This window comes from Okeania sp. (assembly GCF_035285525.1).
Classification (GTDB): Bacteria; Cyanobacteriota; Cyanobacteriia; order Cyanobacteriales; family Microcoleaceae; genus Trichodesmium.
Genome location: NZ_JAYKGW010000138.1, coordinates 22,864 through 45,893, shown reverse-complemented (window position 1 = coordinate 45,893; position 23,030 = coordinate 22,864). Strand labels below are relative to the sequence as shown.

Annotated in this window: 11 protein-coding genes; 3 read left to right on the top strand and 8 right to left on the bottom strand. The window is 36.7% G+C overall.

Going from position 1 to position 23,030, the window contains the following annotated elements:
- Positions 1–224: 224 nt before the first annotated feature.
- Together prfB and VKJ25_RS13160 are read right to left on the bottom strand one after the other, a co-directional pair.
- A protein-coding gene (gene prfB / locus VKJ25_RS13165) for a peptide chain release factor 2 (RefSeq protein WP_324237083.1) occupies positions 225–1,335 on the bottom strand; the annotation gives its coding sequence in 2 pieces (ribosomal slippage) (positions 225–1,262 and positions 1,264–1,335; 1,110 coding nt in all).
- Positions 1,336–1,687: 352 nt separating this feature from the next.
- Positions 1,688–2,422, bottom strand: coding sequence for a Bax inhibitor-1/YccA family protein (locus tag VKJ25_RS13160; RefSeq protein ID WP_324237082.1), 735 nt, complete (start codon positions 2,420–2,422; stop codon positions 1,688–1,690).
- A 661-nt stretch (positions 2,423–3,083) separates the two neighbouring features.
- Between VKJ25_RS13160 and VKJ25_RS13155 the strand changes: the two genes are divergently transcribed.
- Positions 3,084–3,821 carry a PEP-CTERM sorting domain-containing protein gene (locus VKJ25_RS13155; RefSeq protein ID WP_324237081.1) on the top strand — a complete coding sequence of 246 codons (738 nt, stop codon included), beginning with the start codon at positions 3,084–3,086 and terminating at the stop codon, positions 3,819–3,821.
- A 409-nt stretch (positions 3,822–4,230) separates the two neighbouring features.
- On the opposite strand, the gene VKJ25_RS13150 is transcribed toward VKJ25_RS13155, so the two are convergent.
- From VKJ25_RS13150 to VKJ25_RS13135, 4 genes are all read right to left on the bottom strand, one after another.
- Positions 4,231–4,956: a pentapeptide repeat-containing protein gene (locus VKJ25_RS13150; RefSeq protein ID WP_324237080.1), complete on the bottom strand. Its 726-nt coding sequence runs from the start codon at positions 4,954–4,956 to the stop codon at positions 4,231–4,233.
- A gap of 538 nt (positions 4,957–5,494) precedes the next feature.
- Entirely contained in the window at positions 5,495–8,086 is a 2,592-nt protein-coding gene (locus VKJ25_RS13145; protein ID WP_324237079.1) for a GAF domain-containing protein, read from the bottom strand.
- A 391-nt stretch (positions 8,087–8,477) separates the two neighbouring features.
- The gene (locus VKJ25_RS13140) at positions 8,478–9,611 is read right to left on the bottom strand and encodes a glycosyltransferase family 4 protein (RefSeq protein WP_324237078.1); all 1,134 of its coding nucleotides are present in this window, start codon (positions 9,609–9,611) and stop codon (positions 8,478–8,480) included.
- An 817-nt stretch (positions 9,612–10,428) separates the two neighbouring features.
- Complete coding sequence (locus tag VKJ25_RS13135; RefSeq protein ID WP_324237077.1) at positions 10,429–11,595, bottom strand: NAD-dependent epimerase/dehydratase family protein; 1,167 nt, start codon at positions 11,593–11,595, stop codon at positions 10,429–10,431.
- Between the two features lie 1,289 nt (positions 11,596–12,884).
- On the opposite strand from VKJ25_RS13135, the gene VKJ25_RS13130 reads away from it, so the two are divergent.
- On the top strand, positions 12,885–14,501 hold the full coding sequence (locus VKJ25_RS13130) for a tail fiber protein (RefSeq protein ID WP_324237076.1): 1,617 nt from the start codon (positions 12,885–12,887) through the stop codon (positions 14,499–14,501).
- Positions 14,502–15,342: 841 nt separating this feature from the next.
- A complete protein-coding gene (gene msrA, locus VKJ25_RS13125) occupies positions 15,343–15,876 on the top strand; it encodes a peptide-methionine (S)-S-oxide reductase MsrA (protein ID WP_324237075.1) in 534 nt (177 codons plus the stop codon).
- A 708-nt stretch (positions 15,877–16,584) separates the two neighbouring features.
- Here msrA and VKJ25_RS13120 read toward each other — a convergent pair.
- Both VKJ25_RS13120 and VKJ25_RS13115 read right to left on the bottom strand, forming a co-directional pair.
- Positions 16,585–19,446, bottom strand: coding sequence for a zinc-dependent metalloprotease (locus VKJ25_RS13120; protein ID WP_324237074.1), 2,862 nt, complete (start codon positions 19,444–19,446; stop codon positions 16,585–16,587).
- A gap of 435 nt (positions 19,447–19,881) precedes the next feature.
- On the bottom strand, positions 19,882–23,028 hold the full coding sequence (locus tag VKJ25_RS13115; protein WP_324237073.1) for a hypothetical protein: 3,147 nt from the start codon (positions 23,026–23,028) through the stop codon (positions 19,882–19,884).
- Positions 23,029–23,030 lie beyond the last annotated feature (2 nt).

Sequence of the window (23,030 nt, the reverse complement as noted above, 5' to 3'; positions counted from 1 at the left end):
CAAGTCAACTAGATAAACCCGCCCCCAGTGATATAAGCCAACGTTTCCGGGGCGGGTTTATATAAATCCTAGAAATCTATGAAAATTTCCGATCAAACCCGCCCCTACCTATTGCACCATTTTAGATGAAACAATGCAGTAGGGTGCGTTAGCGTATCTCGTAACGCACCGATACGCTATAGATAGTGCCTTTGCGTAAGTCCTAAATTATTAATTATTAATTATTATTCCACCATTTGATTTTCCTGACGTAGATAAGCTTCAATAAATGTATCTAACTCACCATTCATCACATCCGTAATCGCAGTAGTTTCCTGCTGAGTCCGTAAATCTTTTACCATCTGATATGGATGAAAAACATAGTTACGAATCTGATTTCCCCAAGCTGCTTCTACCATATCACCCCGGATTTCACCAATTTCCTGGGCACGTTGCTCTTGAGCTATTACCAATAACCTAGCTTTCAATAATGCCAAAGCTTTCTCCTTATTCTGTAACTGACTCCGCTCTTGGGTGCAACGCACAGCAAGACCAGTAGGAATATGAACCACTCGCACTGCTGTTTCCACTTTGTTCACATTTTGACCGCCCTTACCGCCAGCACGAGAAGTAGTAATTTCCAAATCCTTCTCTGGAATATCCAACTCTACAGACTTATCTAATATCGGCATCACTTCCACACCAGCAAAACTGGTTTGTCTTTTCCCATTAGCATTAAAAGGTGAAATTCTGACTAAGCGATGAGTACCTTTTTCCGCTTTCAAATAACCATAAGCATAACGCCCAATAATTTCTAAAGTTGCAGACTTAATACCTGCTTCGTCTCCGTCAGAAATTTCTGCCAACTGTACCTTATATTTATGATCCTCTCCCCAACGAGTGTACATCCGCAGCAACATTTCTGCCCAATCTTGAGCATCTGTGCCTCCTGCGCCAGCATTAATAGTCAGAACTGCCCCATTTTGATCATAAACACCAGATAATAACTGCTGTAACTCCCATTGATCTAACTCTCGGTTGAGACGAGAAATAGTTACATCTGCTTCTTCTAGTAAAGACTCATCAGTTTCTAACTCCAATAACTCAATGATCGCCTTAGTATCCTCCAGATTATTTTCCCATTCTTGATATTGCTCGAGATGGGATTTCAAATCATTAAGCTCTTGCAGAGTATTTTGTGCCGTCGTTTGGTCTTCCCAAAATTCTGGTTGAGCTGCAACTTGCTCCAAATCTAAAATTTTGGCTTTCAGTGCTGGAATGTCAAAGATAGTCCTGGGTTGTACCCAGGCGAGAGGACAAATTTTCTATTTCTCGTTTAATTTCTAATACTTCCATATAGCGATCGCTTCCCCTTTTCAGTTATCAGTTATCAGCAAAGAGGTAAAAAACCCCTCCAGAAACCGGGTTTCTTTGCGTAAAACCCGCCCCTACCTACTATATTACTCTCTTATATAACCTAGGAAGGCGTAGGTTGGGTTAAGGCACGAAACCGAACAGTAATAAAGCTTTGTTGGATTTCACTATCGTACTGCTACGCACCAGGCTTGCTACAACCCAACCTACATTTTTAGATGAAACAGTCCAGTAGCGTGTGTTAGCGATAGTAACGCACCAAGACTCTATCTATATATAGTGCCTTTGCGTAATTCCTGTATATAACCAGATTCTATATTACTATATCAATAACCTAGTCGCGACTACCACCAGTAATAGCAATAATGAGTCGGAGAATAAATACAAATAGATTGATATAAGTCAAATACATTGAGAGAGCTGCTGGAATATATTGATCGTCCCGATATGTACGGGGCAAAATATAGAAATCCACCACTGCAGCGCCAGCAAACAAGAATACACCAATGCCAGAAATACCTATTTCTAACCAACCTGCTGTATAAATGCCGAAAAAGCTAAAAATAACTTGACCAACAACCGCCACTAATAAAGCGATAATTCCTAAGCTAACGGTTTTTGTTAAAGCCATGCCATCTTCTTCAGACAAATTTGAGCCGATTTGACGAGCTGCAATAAATGTGATACCACAACCGAGAGCTGCAAAACCTACTCCTCCAATACCTACACCCTGGGTACTTAAAGCCACGAATACTAAACCACTTAGGGTATATCCAGATAGCAAACTATAAGTAGCCAACAAAGGTAGAGCTACATTATTATTACCTTGTTCTGCAACTCCACGAGCCACAAAAAATAGGACTAACTCTACAATGACGGCTATCCAGAAGGTAGTCATAAATATCCCAGGATTGGAACTCAATACTCCTAGGCCACCAAATGTACCCACTGCGGTGAGGACTAGACCACCCCCAACAAATGGTAAAGCATTGGCAATAACATTAGGGCCTACTAAATTTTGACCTTGGGCTTGACTAATAGCTTTGCGAAAATTACTCGTATTTGCCATGATTTTTTGTTTCTTTAATAACAATATTTATTTCTATATCCATTTTGACATCTGAATGGATTTTGTGGGAAATACCAGATTACCGACCATTTGTAAATGACTTAGTAGATACCTCTAAAAATTTGTTTTAGTTACGACTCGATCTGTCTAAATCTGTATAAATCCGCTTAAAGTATTTTTTTTAACATCACTTGTTTTTTTGGCCACAGATTAATTCATAAGTCTAAATCTATATAAATAGTTTTTTCCTCTTTTTTAATAAACATATATAGTTAATTCAAATTAATCAGTTATTAGATAGTAATGGGCATAATGCCTAATAATTAATTGTATGTAATAAAAAGCACATGGCTTTAGAGTAAGTATCAGGTGAACTACGGTAGTAGTAATTCAGAATCCGGGAAAGTTTTATCAAGATTTAGTAAATCAGAGCAGAAAGGGTTGCCAAAGAATAAGAGGGTTGGTTACTATATAAATGTAAGGAAACAAAAGGCTCAGATAACTTAAACCGCTTTATTAACCAAATATTTAGATAAAGTAGTGAAAGTAGGAAGAGTAAATATTTAATTTTTTAAAAGATCAAGGGTCAAAGCTTACATAAGCATCACTTGTAAAAAACTATATAACCTACATAACTAAATTATTTCCCGGAGTATTAAAAATGAAAAACATAATTCTTGCTTCTCTTGCTACTATTCCTTTCGCTTTAGGTACTGTATTTACTGGTGTTGCTAATGCTGCTAGTTTTGGTGAATTTCAAATAGGTGGTGGTACGTTAATTGATATGAGCAGTCCAACTCCTCAGGTTACATCAACTACAGTAAACTTAAATGGTGTGTTGGGAGATAACCCAGAATTAAACTTTAACCAGGGACTTATTGGTATCGTAGGGGGAGATGGCATATTTACAGGTTTTGACACTGCTAATATTCAAGACATCGAAGAGTTCGATGTAAGTTTTACACCTGATGGACCTCTTTTTACAAGTAATGTAGCTATTGATAATTTTATTGATTTTGGTGTAAGTACGTTTGGCGCACCTGGAGTCTCAGCTCCCAATAATACTACCATTACAGATGGACTCAACGTTTTTAATCTAAGTAAGGCTAGTTATAAAACTTCACAAAGTGGTGCAAATGTGTCTATAGATGTAGCTCTTTATGGAGATTTTATCTTTGGTGCTAACACCTACAAAGGTAAAGGTAACCTGACATTCCAGACCAATAATACTACAAAAGCTGCTGTTGATGCTTTACTTCAAGGTGATGGTTCCCTTGAGAACATGACTTTTTCTGGTGCTATGTTTACTGTCTCTACTCCTGAACCAACTGTATTACTCGGTCTCGGTGTCGTTGGTGCGGGTTTAGTTGTTACTCGTCGCAAGAAAGCTTCTAAGTAAACGTTAATTTTCACTCTACTTTAATAAATAATTATGAAACCAAAGAAGGGATGTTCTATTGAACATCCCTATTTTTGTATTGACTGCATAATTTATCAAATCGGTATCAGAATTATGAGGATAAGATTATAATATTGTAGGGAGTGAATGGCTGTTCGCTCCTACCTATTGTTTGATATCAAATCCAGTTTATAGCGATTTTCATTTGGGTAAACCACAGTAGGGACGTTCCATGGAACGTCCCTACAAACTTTTGGTTATGGCGATGTGGTTCATCAATTTGAAAAGTGCTATATGAGAAACCGGGTTTGTTACAAATGTTAGTATAGTAAACTATCTAATACAAACTTGGTTTCTATGCTGGGAAAAATCAACGACAAATAAACCAACTACCCTCAAAATAAAATTTCTACTCCACTTCTGGAATTACTTTTGGCGGCGCACATTCTATATAATTAGTAATTAAACACAAACTCGGACCGATACTTGTACCACGGACATTAATTCCTTCTAAGTTCGCGCCACTGAGATTAGCAAGAGTAATATTTGTTTCCATTAACTTAGCTTTAGTCAAATTAGCATTAGAAAAATCAGCATTCTGCAAATTTGCTCGATGTAGATTAGCATTAAAAAGATCGGATGCTTTGAAATCAGCATTTACTAAGTTAGCCCTAAACCAACTTGATTCTTGTAAATTAGCATTAGAAAAATTAGCACCACTAGCCAGACATTCTATCAAATTTGTTTGAAAAAGATTAGCATTTTCTAAATTTGCTCCTGTGAGATAAGCTCTAGATAAATTAGCACGAACTAAGTAAGCATCTCTTAAATCTGCACCTCGAAGATCAGCATCATTCATTGTCGTTCTAAAAAGGTTAGCATTAGCAAGATTAGCACGAAAAAGAATAGTCACTGCTAGGTTAGCACCAGATAAATTTGCTCCTTCCAGGTTTGCTCCTTCCAGGTTTGCTCCTATCAAATTAGCATTAGATAAGTTAGCTCCACGGAGGTCACATCCCGCACATTCCTTAGTTTCTAATAGTCTGCGGATAGCTTCTGGATTAGCTGCTTTAGCTGAGTTTATCCAACCAAGTTGGGAGAAAATAATAATAGTTGCTAATAATATTAGTTTCATTTTTAGTATTTGAGGGAATAGGGAACAGGCAATAGGGAACAGGCAATAGGGAATAGAAAATAAGAAAAACAACTGTACCTAATAACTTGAGAAACTCTTGTAGTTTTCATTATCCATTATTAATTATCAATTATCAATTATCAATTATGTAGTTGTCATAGTATAACTACCATCCCAATCATTCGATGGTGGAGTTTTAATATAGTTATAGATGTAGGTTGGGTTGAGGGACGAAACCCAACAATTTTCTTTCTTTTCTACTCCCTAATGCACTATTTTAGGTAAAATAATCCAGTAGTTTTCATTATTAATTATCAATTACAGCATATTTTATATTTATATCAGTGAAGCACACATAAGACAGCCTAGAAGGCTGTGTTACAAGAGTTAATTTTTTCAGCACAATATCAGCACACATAAGATAAGACAGCCTAGAAGGCTGTGTTACAAAGGTTTGATATTGAATATTTACTTAACTATCCTCAAAAGTGCTGTATAAATAAATAAATAAATAAATAAATAAATAAATAATTATTAATTATTTTGTTGTCATAGTATAACTACCATCCCAATCATTAGGTGGTGGAGCTTTAATATAATCAAGCGATCGCTTAATATGTATAGCAACAGTTTGATCTTTAGGTCTAATTTTTTGCGCCGTCTCAAAATAATCTATTGCTTGAGTAAATTTCTTTTCTTTATAAGCTGCTCTAGCTTTAATATAAACCTCTAAAAATTGTTCTGTTTCTAAGTCAATAGGTTGAGAAATTTCCCCAATTAATTCATAAATACTCACAGCTTGTTGTTTACCTTTAACCTTAACTTTATCTAACTCTCTAACCAAAATATAATCACTACAAAGTTTATAAGTAAACTCACTCAAAATAATATCACAACCATATTGTTTAGTAATTGATTCTAAACGGGAACTCAAATTTACACCATCCCCAATAACTGTATAATCCATTCTTTTATGAGAACCAATATTACCAGAAACTACCTCTCCTGAACTAATACCAATACCAACTTTAAATTTGGTTTCATTAGGGCGAGATAAATTAAATTCTCGGAGACGCAGACGCATATCCAAAGCCGTTTTCACCGCCATTAAAGCATGATTTTCTAAAGGTAATGGTGCGCCAAAAACTGCCATTAAAGCATCTCCCATAAACTTATCCAAAGTTCCTTCATGGTCAAATACTGCCTCTACCATTGTCTCAAAATATTGATTCAAAAGTTTCACAACTTCAGATGCTTCTAAATTTTCTGTTATAGTTGTATAACCCCGAATATCAGAAAATAAAACAGTTACTTCTTTGCGTTCTCCTTCCAATAAAGCATCTTCTCCTAAAGCCATTACTTGTTCTGCCACCCCAGGAGTCATGTAGCGATACAAAGCCTTTTTCATCCGTTTTTCTTGACTAATATCTTCTAAAACTATCAACCCTCCACGAACACCACCTTCAGGATTAGTTAAAGGATTTACTGTCAAATTTAAACTCTTGTCCAAGACTTGGTTTATTTCAGATAAGTCTATAAATTGGCTATTATTTTTATGATTATTCTGAATATAATTTTGCTGAATATTTGTTGATGTTCTTTCTCCCCAAGGAAAATAAATATTAGGATTATTGTGGTCAGGAACTGCTAGAATATAAACCGTTTCTTCCCCTTCTTTTTTCAGCACAGACCCTATACGTAAATTTTGTTCTGGAACATATTGTCTAGTACCATGTTTCAGACTATCTTCTAAACGAAACTTCAAATTTTCAATCGGAATAACTTCCCATATATTTCTACCCAGTAGTTTTTCTTCCCAAATTTCCCCGTTTGTCTTACCTTGAACTTCGTGTTTAATCGGACAACCCAACATTTCTAAAGCTGCTTCATTAATAGTCACAATTCTACCTTGCATATCTGTAGAAATTACCACATCAGACAAACTCTGTAAAATATCTTTCTGATATTGTTTTTCTACTAAAACATTTTCAAACAGTTGAGAATTTTGCAGAGCAATACCCGCTTGAGCATTAAAAGCTAATAAAAACTTTTCGTCTGAAGAAGTAAAACTACCTTGATTTTTATTAACTAATTGAGTTACCCCAATCAATTCTCCTTTAGCATTATAAACTGGCATACATAAAATATTTCTAGTCTCATATCCCGTTTTTTCATCTGTACTAGGATCAAAACGAGGGTCTGTATAAGCATTAGGAATATTTAGAGTTTTTCCAGTAGAAGCAACATAACCAGCTATACCACGATCTGCTGGTATTCTAATTTCTATCATTTTTTTCCGATCTGCTGTGGCGACCTTAGTCCAAAGTTCATTGGTTTCTTTACTAAGTAGAAATAATGTGCTACGATCTGCCTGCATCAAATTACGAGCTTGATCCATTACAGCTCTTAATGTTGTTTCTAGGTCTAAACTTTGACCCAGAGTTGTCGTGGCCTTAAGTAGAGCTGAAACTCCTCGTTGGTTTCGAGATGCAACATAAAAAGACTGACAACTTTCGAGAATGATTCCCATTGAGTCAGCAAAGGAGCGGAAGAGCTTTTCATCTTCCTGATCGAAAGGGACATCACCCTCCTTATTTAGTAGTCGTGCCACTGCCACTGGTTTGGTAGTATTCGTAATGCTAAAAAGTGGCATACATAGGATAGTACGAGTATTATAACCTGGTGGCTGGTCTACCTCTTCATTGAATAATGGGTGAGTTTTGGCATCAGCAATATTGAGTAGTTCTCCTGTGGTAGCAACATGACCTAAAATACCAAGATTAATTGGTAAGCCATACTCTTGAGATTTATTTGTATTTCCGATATTTGTCTTGTACCACAGTTGTTGTTTTTCTTGGTTAACCAGAAAAATAGTTGTTTGATCGGCTTTCAGGACTTGACCAATTTTTAAGGTAAAAGCATCTAATAGTTGTTCTAGTAGAGTTTCTACACCTTCATTATTAATTAAGTCAATAGCTCTAAGGTATTGATGAAACTCTGCAGTAATAAAGTCCAACAGACAAACAAACTCTCCTACTGGCAAATCTTTGACGCGAGTTGCCAGTAGACCCATACGCTCAATTTGAGTCAATGTTGCGAGAATACTGCCACTAGCATCTGAGAATGTCATTTGGACTGCTTTTTCTTAATGTTAAATGGCTCTAGTTTAAGTTTTAAGTTTATTTTGCTTTGTTTAAATTTTACAAAGTGGCACTATACAGTCTACCAAAAAAAAGTTATAAGAGGGCATTGATGAAATAAAATATTAGGTTATGGTCATTTCAGTTATCACTTATCAGTTATCAGTACCTCAATGGAATAGGGAGCCTTGAGACCTTATTTCTTGGTCAAAGAAGAAGAAAGAAAAAAAAAGAACGAAGAAGGAAGGAGAAAGAATGTACAAGCAAAATGCCTGTCTTGTTTGTTCAATTTTTTAGCACTCCTGCATAGTATAGTAATAATGAAGAAATATATTTTTTAATTTCTTCCCACACGAACCACACTTCACACAATCTATCTCTCTAAGCTGCCCATAATTGGGAATAACTAGAAATAATTTTTTGATAATAGTTTCTTAACTGTTGAGTTGCTGCTGACCATCCCCAAAGTTCAGCTTCAGCTCTAGCATTTTTCCTCAAGGTTTCTCGTGCTTCTGACCTAGCCAAAAGATTTTGAGTTGCTGTAATAGCCCCTTGTTCATCAGCCGGATCGAATAGATAACCATTTATGCCATCTGTAACTATATCAGGTATGCCTCCAGACTTAACAGCTACTACTGGAGTCCCGGCGGCCATTGCTTCCAAAAGTACCAACCCCAAGGTTTCTGTACGAGAAGGAAAAATAAAGGCATCAGCAGAAGCATAAGCAGAGGCCAATTCTTGACCACGCAAATAGCCCACAAAATGAGTGGGACTATCGGCAAAATGTTCTTCTAGGTTTTGTCGGTTCGGGCCATCACCTACCAGAGCCAGACAAGCGTTAGGGATGGCCTCTAAGATTGGTTTAATCCGCTCAATTTCTTTTTCTGCCCCTAAACGGCCAACATATAGCAATATTGTATTATCTGGATTTCCTTGACTGAGGCGATCGCGCATTTCCTGACTTGCATGATGGGGTTGAAATAATTCTGTATCTACTCCTCGCTGCCATAAGTCTACTCGTTCTATGCCGTGGTTGCTCAGTTCTTTTACCATTGCTGTAGATGTACAAAGATTTAGGTCGGCTTGGTTATGACCTAATTTTAGTAATTCCCAAAGTAGACCTTCTAGCATTCCTAAATTGTAGTGATGTAGGTATTGAGGCAAGTGAGTATGATAAGATGCTACGAGTGGTATATTGAGATTTTTGGCATAGAATAAACCACCTAATCCGAGTACCGCAGGATTAGCAACATGAACTATATCTGGCTGAAATTTTTCTAATTTTTCTCTAATTACAGGATTTGGTATTGCTAATTTTAATTCAGGATATAGGGGGAGGGGAAAACCTTCAATGCCACAAATTTTTGCTCCTTTATATTCTGTAATTCCTCCTGCGGGAGAAAAGATTAACACTTGGTCGCCAGAACGTTGTAGATGTTCGACAGTGTGACACAGACGGGTAACTATACCATCTATTTTTGGTAGAAAGGTTTCAGTAAAAAGGGCTATTTTCATAAGTATATTTAGCTTATAAAATCAAAAAAAATATGTAAGCATTCAGCTATTAGCACCTCAGCAGTCAGCTCTTAGTTTTTTTAATGAATGAAGTAAGTCAAGCGCTCTTTCAACTTATACTTTTCAACTATATATCTGAGCTTTTAACCCATATAATTTATAGTCGGAAATTATAGATTTTTTTCAGAAGCTGATAGCTCTTAGCTGACGATGCAGAATGCTTGCAAAAATATTAGTCAAAATATTGCTTTTTTTTTGAGTATTATAACAAGTTTAGTTGTAGGAATAAATTTAATAAATAATATCAAATCCAGTGGTCTTGGTACAATTCAACTCAGTTAAGTTAAGTGAAATAAATCAAGATTATCAGAGGTCATTTCAGTTATCAGTTAGTCTCCTGGGTCGGAGTTGCGCTTTTGTCGCGCAGCGAAACAGTAGAGAGTGAACCTCCGACTCAAGCCGGAGGATTGAAATACTGAGTTATTTTTCATCCCCTGAAAAGGGGAGGCTTTATACCTAATTTTTTGGTAATAAATTTAATTATTACCTCTTAATATATAGATAAAACTCTGATTAAAGTATTATCAAATTCATTACAGCAGATTCTCAATATATGAGGTATTAATGCTAAAAATAAAACCTTGGTGACATAGATAATTTGCTTATGAAAAGCATACCTAACCATCAATAAATCTGCTACAAAATTAAAGATAGATTTACTATTCAGATTTAGATGCTACTGCGCTTTGTGCAGAACTTTGTTCCTTAGTTTTGGATGCTATTGTATTTTGTGCAGAATCTGATGGTTGAGTTTTTTTTATCTATGCCAAGATACTTTAGGTAAAATCTGATTTTTATCAACTCTTTCTTTATACTTAATCGCAAAATTGAGCAAAGAATCTAACAAAGAATCAGATAGATAATGAGGTTTTAAACCAAGCTCAAGTAGATTCGTATTTTTAGCATTGAAATAATGCTGTTCTAATTCTACTCTAGGATTATGCAAGTGATTAATCTGCACATCTAAATCCATAGTTTTACCAGCTTCTTTTACCATTTCTGCTAGTTTTTGAACACTGAACATTTCCGTAAACTGGTTAAACACTCGGAACTTACCTGCTTCTGCGGGGTTAGCGATCGCTATTTCCATGCAACGGACAGTATCTCTAATATCTAAGAATGCTCTAGTTTGTCCACCTGAACCATAAACAGTCAATGGGTGGCCAATTGCTGCTTGAATACAAAATCTATTGAGAGCTGTCCCAAAAACTCCATCATAGTCCAGACGATTAATCAGAATTTCATCATTAATTATTTCATCATCTAGAAGGCCAGTCAGAGCCACACCATATACAACACCTTGATTGAGGTCTGTAGCACGGAGGCCCCATATTTTACAAGCAAAGTGAATATTGTGGCTATCGTGAACCTTGCTTAAATGGTAGAAAGACCCTGGTTGTTTAGGATAAGGTAAAGTATCCTTACGTCCATTATGTTCAATAGTAATGTAACCTTCTTCAATATCTATATTGGGAGTACCATATTCTCCCATAGTTCCTAGTTTTACCAAGTGGGAATCTGGGAAATCCTCTTTCATCGCATAGAGAATATTAAGAGTACCAACAACATTATTAACTTGGGTCATAACAGCGTGTTCCCGGTCAATCATAGAAAATGGAGCTGCCCGCTGCTCACCAAAGTGGACTATAGATTCTGGTTCAAACTGACGTAGTGTTTTACTTAAGAAATCGTAGTTCGTGATGTCTCCTATGTATAGGTCAATTTTTTTGCCTGTGAGGTCTTGCCAACCTTGGATTCGTTTTTGGATAGGGGCAATAGGTGTGAGGGTTTCTACTTGAATTTCCATATCCCAGTGTCGCCGAACCATACTATCTAGGATACCTACTTCATAACCCTGATTAGAAAGATAAAGAGCGGTTGCCCAACCGCAATAGCCATCGCCACCAATTACTAAGACTTTCATAAATTTACTTTGAATCTTGCTTACTGATATTCGGTTAATTTACCAGGTCTTGGTACTTTTTCACACTCTCTGGTTAAATGAAATGTTTGCTATAAGGTTAAATCCATTTAATAGTTTATAACCAAGCGAATATATACAAACATGAATGTGGGAGAAAAAAAGTGGGTTTTCAAAGGTTTCTGGTTAGTTACTGAAGTCGGCTACTAAACAACAGCTAAAGTAACAATGTTTATTGATTTAGTAAGGGAATTGCAATTTAATAAACTACCATTTTTTTTAAGCTTTTTGACACTGCACCCAACTTAAAATTGGTATTCTATTTGTTGACAAGTCTCTAATTTTAATTAGGGTATACTTATGGAAATTTTTGCTCTTGGTCGGGAATAGTTAAAAGAAATAGTTACAGAGTGAGATAGTCGGAAAAATAGTCAAAGTTATTTTTCTGTCATCGTCAACAAAAAATGCTCAATTTTTGAATTTCAGCAGCCTAAAAGTTCAGACTTTTTTCTACCCAAAAAAGCTCAAAGCTTTATCTGTATTTTTTTATGTTTGTATCGATAAACCCTAACTAAGTGTAAGTTGAAAATTTAGAGCTAAAGCCAAATTTAATCTATTTATATTGTCTTACCAAAATTCACACAAAAAAGTAGCAAGAAATAGGCTCAAATATATACAGTCATAGACTTTTAGGTTGAAAAGGTATGGTTTTTGTATTACCAAAGGTTCTAATTATTTTTATTAGCCTGTCCTAACTCCCTAGCTTAGAGTGACTTTCAAGTATTTTTCAGACTAGAAAATTTGATAAAAAAAATAAAGACAGTATGTTTTTTTTAGCTATGCAAATCTTCTTCGACCGCCTTATTTTTGGCTAGATATTTAATGGAAGTTTGTACAAGATTAATTCTTTTCTTTCATTTCTGTAAACTTAAACACTATTCGATAATCTCAATGTGCATAATCAATAAATTATTCATATTAATAGTAATTGTAAGCTGTCAAATAAACTAAGAAGTTTTGATTTAGGAAAATGTTATAGAAAGTAGAATTATGTATTTGAGTTTTTGAATATAAAATCTATTTTTATTTCAGTTAATTTGTGATACTTTGAAAGTTTTACCTCACCAAAAAATTTAGGTTTAGAGAGACAAAAGTATTAGGCCACTTAAATTTTTTTGATAATTCATTAAAATGGCTTAGTCTTTTAATAGCTAGATTGCCAAAATTTTTTTCTCAAAAGTTAAATTCTCACTTATAATCTTGGAAAAATTACTTTCTGGAGAAAAAAATGTATGGATGAGACTTTGTTTGATCCTAGTCTTTTAACATTAACAGGATCTCAAGTTACAGATAATATATTCGTTCCTTCACCTATTAACACTCTAGTACCAGGAGCTCCAACAACTTTACCAGGCTTTGAGTTAGTTGATGGACCAGAAATTATTCCTAATCAATTTGTTGAAGTTCCAATTCCCATAATACCGGGTCCTGTAGGTCCTGCTGGTCCGGTAGGTGCAACTGGTCCGGCTGGTGCTCCCGGTGCAACTGGTCCTGTAGGTCCTATAGGTGCAACTGGTCCAATAGGCCCGATGGGTCCCGCTGGTGCTGATGGTGCTCCTGGTCCGGCTGGTGCTCCTGGTGCAACTGGTCCTGTAGGTCCTGTAGGCCCTATAGGTGCAACTGGTCCAATAGGTCCGGCTGGTGCTCCTGGTGCAACTGGTCCTGTAGGTCCTGTAGGCCCTATAGGTGCAACTGGTCCAATAGGTCCGGTGGGTCCTGCTGGTGCTGATGGTGCTCCTGGTCCAGCTGGGGCTCCCGGTGCAATAGGTCCTGTAGGTCCAATAGGTCCAATAGGTCCAATAGGTCCAGTAGGTCCTGTAGGTGCAACTGGTCCAATAGGTCCAATAGGTCCTGTAGGTCCTGTAGGCCCTATAGGTGCAACTGGTCCAATAGGCCCGGTGGGTCCTGCTGGTGCTGATGGTGCTCCTGGTCCAGCTGGGGCTCCCGGTGCAATAGGTCCTGTAGGTCCTGTAGGTCCAATAGGTGCAACTGGTCCAATAGGTCCGGTGGGTCCCGCTGGTGCTGATGGTGCTCCTGGTCCGGCTGGGGCTCCCGGTGCGATTGGTCCAATAGGTCCTGTAGGTCCCGCTGGGGCTCCCGGTGCGATTGGTCCTGTAGGTCCTGTAGGTCCCGCTGGTGCTGATGGTGCTCCTGGTCCGGCTGGGGCTCCCGGTGCGATTGGTCCAATAGGTCCTGTAGGTCCTGTGGGTCCGGCTGGTCCAATAGGTCCTGTAGGTCCCGCTGGTGCTGATGGTGCTCCTGGTCTGGCTGGGGCTCCCGGTGCAACTGGTCCACTAGGTCCTGCAGGTCCGGCTGGGGCTCCCGGTGCAACTGGTCCAATAGGTCCTGTAGGTCCTATAGGTCCGGCTGGTCCTGTGGGTGCAACTGGTCCGGCTGGTCCGGCTGGTCCCGTGGGTGCGACTGGTCCGGCTGGTCCTGCTGGTCCGGGAATTCCCACATTCCCTATTGGCTACATAATTGCTGGAGACAACGCTCCCACAGACTTTTTAACTGGAGAAATTATTCTATGGCCTAATCAAACCGTGCCATCTGGTTTCTTCTCTCTTGAAGGTCAACTGTTGCCAGTTGCTGAAAATGGTCAGTTGTTTGGTTTAGTAGGTACTCAGTATGGAGGTGATGGAGTTAACAACTTCGGACTACCTAATCTAGTGGGAATCAGTCCAGTTGGTACTCCTTTAGTTGAGGCTCCTCCTCAACCAGATCCAGTTACAGGTGTATTATTAGTTCAATTACCTGATGGCAGCATAGTACCTGCGAACCAGGTAAATGGACAAGCAGGAGGTGTTAATTTAAACGGTATCCCTGATAATACTGTTGTTCTCAATTAATTAATCACTTCGCTATTAAAGTAAGACTATTATTAGACATCTCCAACAGGAAAAAATTAAATCGACTATCAGACAGAAATCATCTATTATTTTCCTTTATTTCCCATTTCCTATTTCCTAATCTCTCTTTTCTGGAGATGTCTATTAGTGTAAGTATTCAGCTATCAGCTTGTTTCTTGGAGAGGAGCTGCGCTTTTTCGTATAGGGAATGCTCCACTTTCCACGTCGCGCAGCTAAACAGCTATTATCTTTAGAGGATAAATTTAATAATAGTTTCAAATCTAGTAGTATTGGTACAATTCAATATTTTTCTCCAAACCTTACCAAGATTGAAGTTTTTCCCAATATGGATTTTATTGTCCAAAGGTAGATTTGATATTAATAGCTGATAGCTGATAGTTAATGGCTGAATGCTTACCTATTAGTTAAATTTAATAGGCAAAATCTCATATCTGATTGCAATGAGCCAAATATCAGAACAAACTAATAATTAAATCTTGCAGGTTATAAAAACTTGCAGGGTTTTTTTAGCTTAAAAGTTAGAATTTTATTTAAACAGTAAATCTTCTTTTTAAACTAGATTTAGTATGGCTTTCTAATTTAATAAAGTTGCTTGAGAAGGAAAAACTTTAAATTCGGTAGCTTTGATTAAAAAATATAGTTTGCTTGTCACCCTGTAAGACAAAATTTTCAGAGGTTTTGTTGAGTTTATCCTGCTGATAAGTTTTGATAACAGTTCATTTAATAAAGGTTTCAATTATCTGAATCTAATTATTTCTCTACAATCAGTTTACAATGAATATTTAATGTACATTAAAGCCAAAATTTGGAAGAGAAAATAATGTTAGATACAATTGTATTGGGTGGCGGATGTTTCTGGTGTGTAGAATCTGTTTTTCTCGCTGTAGCAGGGGTAAAGGAAGTAGAGTCTGGTTATGCTGGAGGGAATACTAAAAATCCTGACTATAGATCTATATGTTCTGGAAGAACTGGTCATGCTGAGGTGGTGAAAGTTTCTTTTGACACTGAAAAAATATCTCTACAGGAAATATTAGAGATATTTTTTGCAACTCACGATCCCACCACACTAAATAGACAAGGAAATGATGTTGGTACTCAGTATCGTTCTGTGATTATGTGTCATTCCCAAGAACAAAAAGATATTGCTCAAGAAGTAATTTCTACTTTGAGCAGTAATGGTACATTTCAAAATCCTATTGTAACTGAAGTGGTTGATTTAAGAGATTATTATAGAGCTGAAGAATATCATCAAAACTATTTTAATAAGAATCCTTTTCAACCTTATTGTGTATTTTCAATTCCGCCCAAGTTGCAAAAACTCAAGAAATATTTCCCAGATAAAGTGTCTCAGTAGGGTTAAGGAGTAGGGGAGTAGGGGAGTAGGAGAGTAGGGGAGTAATTTTTTTTCCAACTTTTGCCGAAAATGGTAAATTTTTAAGCATTAAGAGCTGATTTTTCGGGAACCGTAAAGCAGGTACTTTTTCCATATCTAAAAATGCTAAAAGCCTTTACAGAGAAGGCTTTTATATCTATTCAGGAAACCATAAGTAAGGTTGGCTAAAAAAGTCTTTTAGTAGCGGGGAGGAGCCAGAATCCTGCAATCCTGCAATCCTGCAATCCTGCAATCCAGAAGTCAGGAGAAATAAGAATCGTAGAAGAGTAGGTGGATGCCCTTATGCAACCTCCGTACAGAAGAATCTTACTCTAATTTTTTACCCTTCAAAATGCCCAAAATCCTAGATTTTTAAACTGGAATCACCTAAAAGCTGGTACTTTATTACTATCTATAAATGCTGAAAGCAATGCCCATAAACACTTTGATAAATAATTCAGCAAGTCCTAAGTAGGGTTTGCCGAATCAAGCAGAGTGTGGGGAGGTTGCGGAGTGTGGGAAGTGTGGGAAGACAGAGAAAGTAGGAGGAAGAATTATGCCGTGATTTTTCTGCCTTGCGAGCAAGATGTCCGCACTACAATGTTTTTACCATTTACCCTATACATCATTTTCTCAAAATTTGCTGTATTTCTCCCTTCTTCCCAGATTTCCTAGACTCCCGACACTCTCCTAATTAGATTCTAATTGTGCATTCCAAGTTTTCATAATCCGAGCGCGTGTTTCTTCTAGGTGCGCTCTAGTATAATCATCCATTTTTTTACCCCGTTTTTTAATTATTTTCTCCAAATCTTTATCCAGTTGTCGCAACTCATACCAAGCTAAACTCCGAGCATCTTCAGGTACCCTACGATTACGCAATACTATTGAAATTAATAAATTCAGATGTTCCCGTTGTAAAGAACGACGCATACTGGAAATCTTAACTTGTTTCTCATTTGGTTGCAAGACTTCCCTCCAAATACTATTTTGCAAAGTATCAAAAAGTTCTGGTAAGTGTAAAACATTATCTGGCGTTGTCTTCAACTCCGAATCTCGTAAACGAGTTAAACGAGTATCAGAAAGGAGCGATCCTAAAACTACTTGTTGCACCAATAAAATCCGATCTTGAATTGGATAATCTAAAGGAAAAATAAGAACAGGACTCCCCCAATGCTGCCAACGTGACGGTGCTAACTTATTCAATAAATCTGGTGAAAACTGTAGCGCCTCCTTACTAAAAACATATTTATTCAGTATTTCTAATGCTTGGCGTTGTTTTTCTACAGGTATTGGTTCAAAAGGCAAACGACCATCAACGTTTTTGATATTCTCTCGGTTAAACGACTGACCCCCCACATACAAAGTAGCATTCCATATTTGCCGGAAATAATAAAAGAAGACCGTATCAAACATTACCCGGATATCGCCATAACTTTCATCACTTCTGGGAACACGCTTTTCTAATTTTTGCCAGATATTCTCGGCGTTATCTAGTTGCCATTGAGAATAAGTCAATGTATTACTACTGAGGTCATATTTATTTGCTGCTGGATCGAGAATGTCATAAGAGTCTTCATCTGGTGCATAGGATAATTCTGGTTCTACTGCTCTATTCGCAATGTCTTGTAAAAATCCTTTTTCACCAATATAACTAGCTATTCCACTGGGTTTGTAACCATATTCAATCGCCCATTCATCATAAGGACCGACGATAACCGGAAAATAGTCTCCCTGGGTTGTTCCCTGGGGCGCAAGGTTAACTGATACATAATCCATAACCGATCCAACTAAACCTTTGGTGCGAGTAATGTTGGTATCATTCAACTCTTCTGGAGCTAACATGGTACTACCGTGGAAATTATGTCTGAGACCAAGAGTATGACCAACTTCGTGAGCAGTGAGATGTTTTAAGTATTGATTGACGTACTTTTCCATATCTTTTGTGTCAGGTATGACTTTTGGCAAAACATCTATTGCTATTGCTCCTACTGCTAACTGTTGAGATGAGTTCCAACCAAAACAAAAATGTTCTGATGAGTGGGAGTTTGATAATGATGAGTTATGAGAAGATAGAAATTGTGTTTGCAAAGACTTAGGAATTATAGATTCTATATTGTTATTGGCAAGATTTGCTTCTGCCTCAATTTTTCGACTATCTAAATAACGAGAATATATATCTAAAACACAGGGATTATAATTTTTACCATCCTTATTTTTAAAAGCTTTAGCCAAAGATTGATTTTGTAAAACTAGACCACCTATATTACCATATTTAATGTTTCTAATAACTCCTCCATCTAAGATAATATCTGCATCTAAAATTTGCCCAGTTAATGGGTTTACACGGGAGGGTCCATAGCCTTCAAACCAAGATTCAAAAGAGGTAGACCAACGAATCGTATTGTAACGAACATCTGCTGGATCCCAAGTAGAATCATCAGGCATTTGTCTAACTTGAATAGCGTCAATAAATCCGGCTTTTTCAAAAGCTTTATTCCACATTAAAACTCCTTCTCGAATAGCATCACGATATTCGATGGGAACTGTATTTTCAATCCAAAAAGTTATTGGTTCTAAAGGTGGTGATAAAGGTGCGCTAGGAATTTGTTTTTCTAAATTCCATCTATTAATATAACGAACAAAAGGTTCCCGACGACTATTATTGGAAATATCTTGATAAGCAGTAATAAAATAACCTACTCTTTCATCTGCAAGTCGAGGAATATAACCATTATTTGTTGGTAATTCAGAAAAACTGTAGCGAACTCTGATATTAAAAGCACGACTATCTGGCACTGATTCTAAATATCCTGAATTATCTTGATTTAAGATTCTATAAACCGACTCTAATTCTATATTCAAAGGAAATACTTTAGCATCACTAATATAAGAATTTTGATGTTCTATTGAGTAATCATAAGGTAAGTATTCTTCTAATGATGGTAAGTTTAAATCTCCCAGCAATAAATTTTCTAAATCAATTAATAATGCCTGGGTTTGAGGGTGAGTTGCTTCTATCGGAATAGAATATAAAACTGAATCACTAAAAGAACGTTGAATCAAGCGGGATTGTGGGTGTAGTTTGTCGCTACGGAATTTAATATTTGGCAATACAAATTGAATCTTATCTTGGTGTTTCCGTAACTGGAATACAAAATCTTTTAGGGGTATACCACTAATTAAACCTGCTTCACCAATACCAGATTCTAAAGTAATCACAGAAAGGAAATTTTTATTCAGTTGTTCTGGTTGAATTTCCATTAATGTTTTACTTGTTTGTTGGTCTCTATAAAGGGTAAACATTCCTGGTAATTTTTCAGTTCTATTAACTAATTTTGCATAAGGATGATTATTTTCTTTTGTAGAACTAATTTGTTGTACTTGGAGAAATGGTAAATATTGAGCTTGTGTTGCTGGAATAATAAATATAGTAACTATAATTGATATAAAAAATATCAATAAAATGCTAATAATTTTACCGATTTTTGGTTTGATTAGTGTGTCTAAATAGTTTTGATTTTTATGAGCTTGATTTTGATTAACAATCCACATAATTTTATATGAAAAAGTTGGTTTCAGGATTGGAAGCAGGGAAATAAGACCCGTGTTGGGTTTCACTTCCTTCTACAAGAACCTACATCTTAAAAGTGTGGATTTTAAGGGTAGGTTGGGTTGAGGAACGAAACCCAACATTAGCATTAGCAAGACCCGTGTTGGGTTTCACTTCCTTCTACAAGGACATACATCTTAAAAGTGTGGATTTTAAGGGTAGGTTGGGTTTCGTTCCTCAACCCAACATTAGCATTAGTAAGACCCGTGTTAGGTTTCACTTCCTTCTACAAGAACCTACATCTTAAAAGTGTGGATTTTAAGGGTAGGTTGGATTGAAGAACGAAACCCAACATTATTAAGACCCGTGTTAGGTTTCACTTCCTTCTACAAGAACCTACATTTTTAGATGACACAATGCACTTAGACTATCTAAGGTCATTGCCAAGGAATAATATCATCTTCAGCTAATTTTTGAGAAACAGCGATCGCTCCATAATGATTAAGATGACTAGGGTCAGAAAAGTAATCATAATTTTCAGGCCATATACTAACTAAATCTCGATAGATAAAATTGGTATATTTCCAAGATAACTCTTCCATATATTCTTGAAATTCTTTTTCATAAGCAGTTCTGGCTTTGTCTAAATATGGTGTAGTTAAAGGCATATTTACAAAGACAAAATTAATCCCTTGTGACTCAGTATACTCTAGTAAATTTTTGAGTGCTGTTGTTTGTTTTCCGGTTAATTTAAAGTCAGCATAATCAGCATCAAAGTCACCAGAAACTTCAGCATGATTTTCATAGTATTTTTCTGGGTTAAAGTTCATGGAAATTGGCAGAAACCCATTGGCTTGAAATTCATCTAACTCTGGAGAATTTTCTACTTCTAAATCAAGGGTTTCTTCTTGATTAAAAACATTCCAATTTCTGGGATTATTAATAATTGAGACAAGCAAGTTCTTGAGGCGATCACGCTCTTGATAAGTAACTGATATTGATTCTGTTTTTTTCTGAATATTTTTGAATATTTGTGGAAATATGTTTAAGCCAAAATCATCTGATTTATCTGATACATTATTCCCAATTTTAAAAGTACCAGTATCTACTTGTTTATAACCTTCAGAACTAGCAATAATATCAAAAGTTCTATCAACTCTACCACCATTGAGAGCGCGAACTCCATCAGCAAAAATAATTAATGGCGGTAATTGTTCTGGTGGCAAAACTCGACGTAAAATCAAATCTACTATTTGAGCAGTTCCTCCATTTATCCCAAAATTAAAAACTTTTAAATCTGGATATCCTAAACTTGCTAAACTTTCCTCCAGCATTGTCGGATCAATTCCTCTTAATGCTCTTGAACTGCCAACTATTAAAATATCTGGTAATCTGTTTTCTACTTGTAAATATTGTTGATAACGAACTAATTGTTCATCTAATTGGGAACTATTAAAAGTAGGATAATTTATCAATTCTGGATTTGCTTTTCCATCTAAACTTTCTGCTTCCGAAATATCTGGAACTCTTTCTAATATTGCACCTACTTTTAAATCAGTTTGAACTGTAAATAAAATACCCAAAGCTGCATAAACAAGAGCAGTAACCCATTTACCATAATTACGAGCATTATATTTTAATGAATCAGTTATTTTTGTCGAATCTTCCTCATTAGGAAGAAATAAACGAGAACCAATAAGTAATTGTTGAATACTTCTAGAAACTTGTGCAGTAAATGAATACTTTTGAGGAAGCAAAAGTTTTGAGTCAAAATTTTCAGTCGTTTGTGGTTTTAACTTTAGAAATACATGATCCGCTTCTTTCCCTAATAAAAAATCCATTTCCACAGAAGCCGCAAACTCTGGTGTTGGTCCAGAATGCTGGTGACTTTTTCCATCAAAATTAACTCCATAGCGCCACAAAGGCAACTTTTGACCAGCACGACGACCATAAACCCTAACCCCACTAACTCCAGGAACTTTCAGTTGACGCAAGAAACCAGCGATCGCAGGTCCTACCATAGACTGAGTAGGACAGGTAGGAGCTTCGCTCATAATGTGCAATAAATCTTGCTTCTGTAATATTAATACCCGGATACCACCTGTTTGCAATCTCTGATTCAGGTTAGGATTCAGTAATTTATTTAACAAAAAACTAAGCGCTTCATTGTCTCCCTGACTTGCCAAAACTTTAGCACTTACAGATAGACTGAGATTTTTTGACGCTGGTAAATTTAACCAGTCTACCCATTGAGGTGATTCCGATTTTTTATACTTACTTTCATTGATAATACAGCCGTATATGGTAGCAGCTTCGATACCTCTTGGGAGAATTTTTTCTAATTGAGAAGCGATCGCTAGTTTGGTTTCTTTTTGATCTGGATATTGTTGGTGGGAATTATGAGTTTTAGTACAAAATAAATGTAAAGTTGATTCTTTTAGAGTAGCTCGGATATCCACCCCGAGGGTAGCTAACTGTTGTTTAAGTAAACTTTCAATAGCTGCTACATCCCCCCAACTCGCCCATTCTTGTAACATTAGATCGGGGGGAGTCATGTCTACCCTTAACATCCAGTCAGGTGCTGTTTCACCCTGAACCAAAAGAGAAATTAACGCTTCATGAAAATCTTTCAGCTTGAGTTGTCGTAATTTTTGGGTAATTGGTTCTGCTAATAAAGATGGGTCAGGACTATAACCTGCTTCACAGGATACCCATAATATTTTTTTGGTTTTTAGTTTATTATTTTCCCCATGATCTTCGGACTGTGAAGTTGTTTCTGTTAATTTTTCCTTAAATTGTCTTTCTCGAATAGTGACATTTACAGAGACCCCCAACTCGCCTAAAATTTCACTCAGATAACTAGCTATTGCATCTGGGTGGCCATATTCAGCTAATTTTTGAGAAGAAACTGTGAGAGGAGAATCAAGTAGATATCGACCTGATTTTTTGATGTCATCTAGCTGTGCTTCAAACTTGGACTTTTCTGGTTCAGTGTCAGAAAAATTCTCTGAATCTAATGATGGTGATGAAAAGTTAAGATGGTCTAATGTGTCATTTGTCGAGACCAGACCTGAATGATAATTTAAGAGTAATTTAGAGGGAGTATTTTCCTGGAGACCCAGTTGAGAAGATTGTCCAGCACCAACTTTTGTTAATTTTGCTTCAGGTAAAGTTTGATTGCCACGAGCATTTTGTGCATAATTTTGAGGAGCAACATAATCAGATATTAAATAAGAATTAGCTGGAGTATTTACCTTCTGATTGTGAGTTGATACTTTGTTACTATCAAGTTTTACTGTCCAGTCAGGTCGCCTCTTGCCTAAAGTCCGGCCACACAGAAACATCTGGTAAATTCGAGGTTGATGAGGAGGTAGTAGAGATTCTATATCAATCTGACTCAGCGCCTGAGAAAACCGACCCACGGCAAAATTCATTTCGGGACATTTTTGGGCTTCACAGAGGATATGTAAGTGATTGCCACGCAATCTTACTTGTACTTGTACTTCTGAAAGTCCCAAGGCTTTTTGTGCCCAAATTCCTAGAGGGGATTTATTTTCCGTCAGTATGATTTTATTCCCTTTCATAT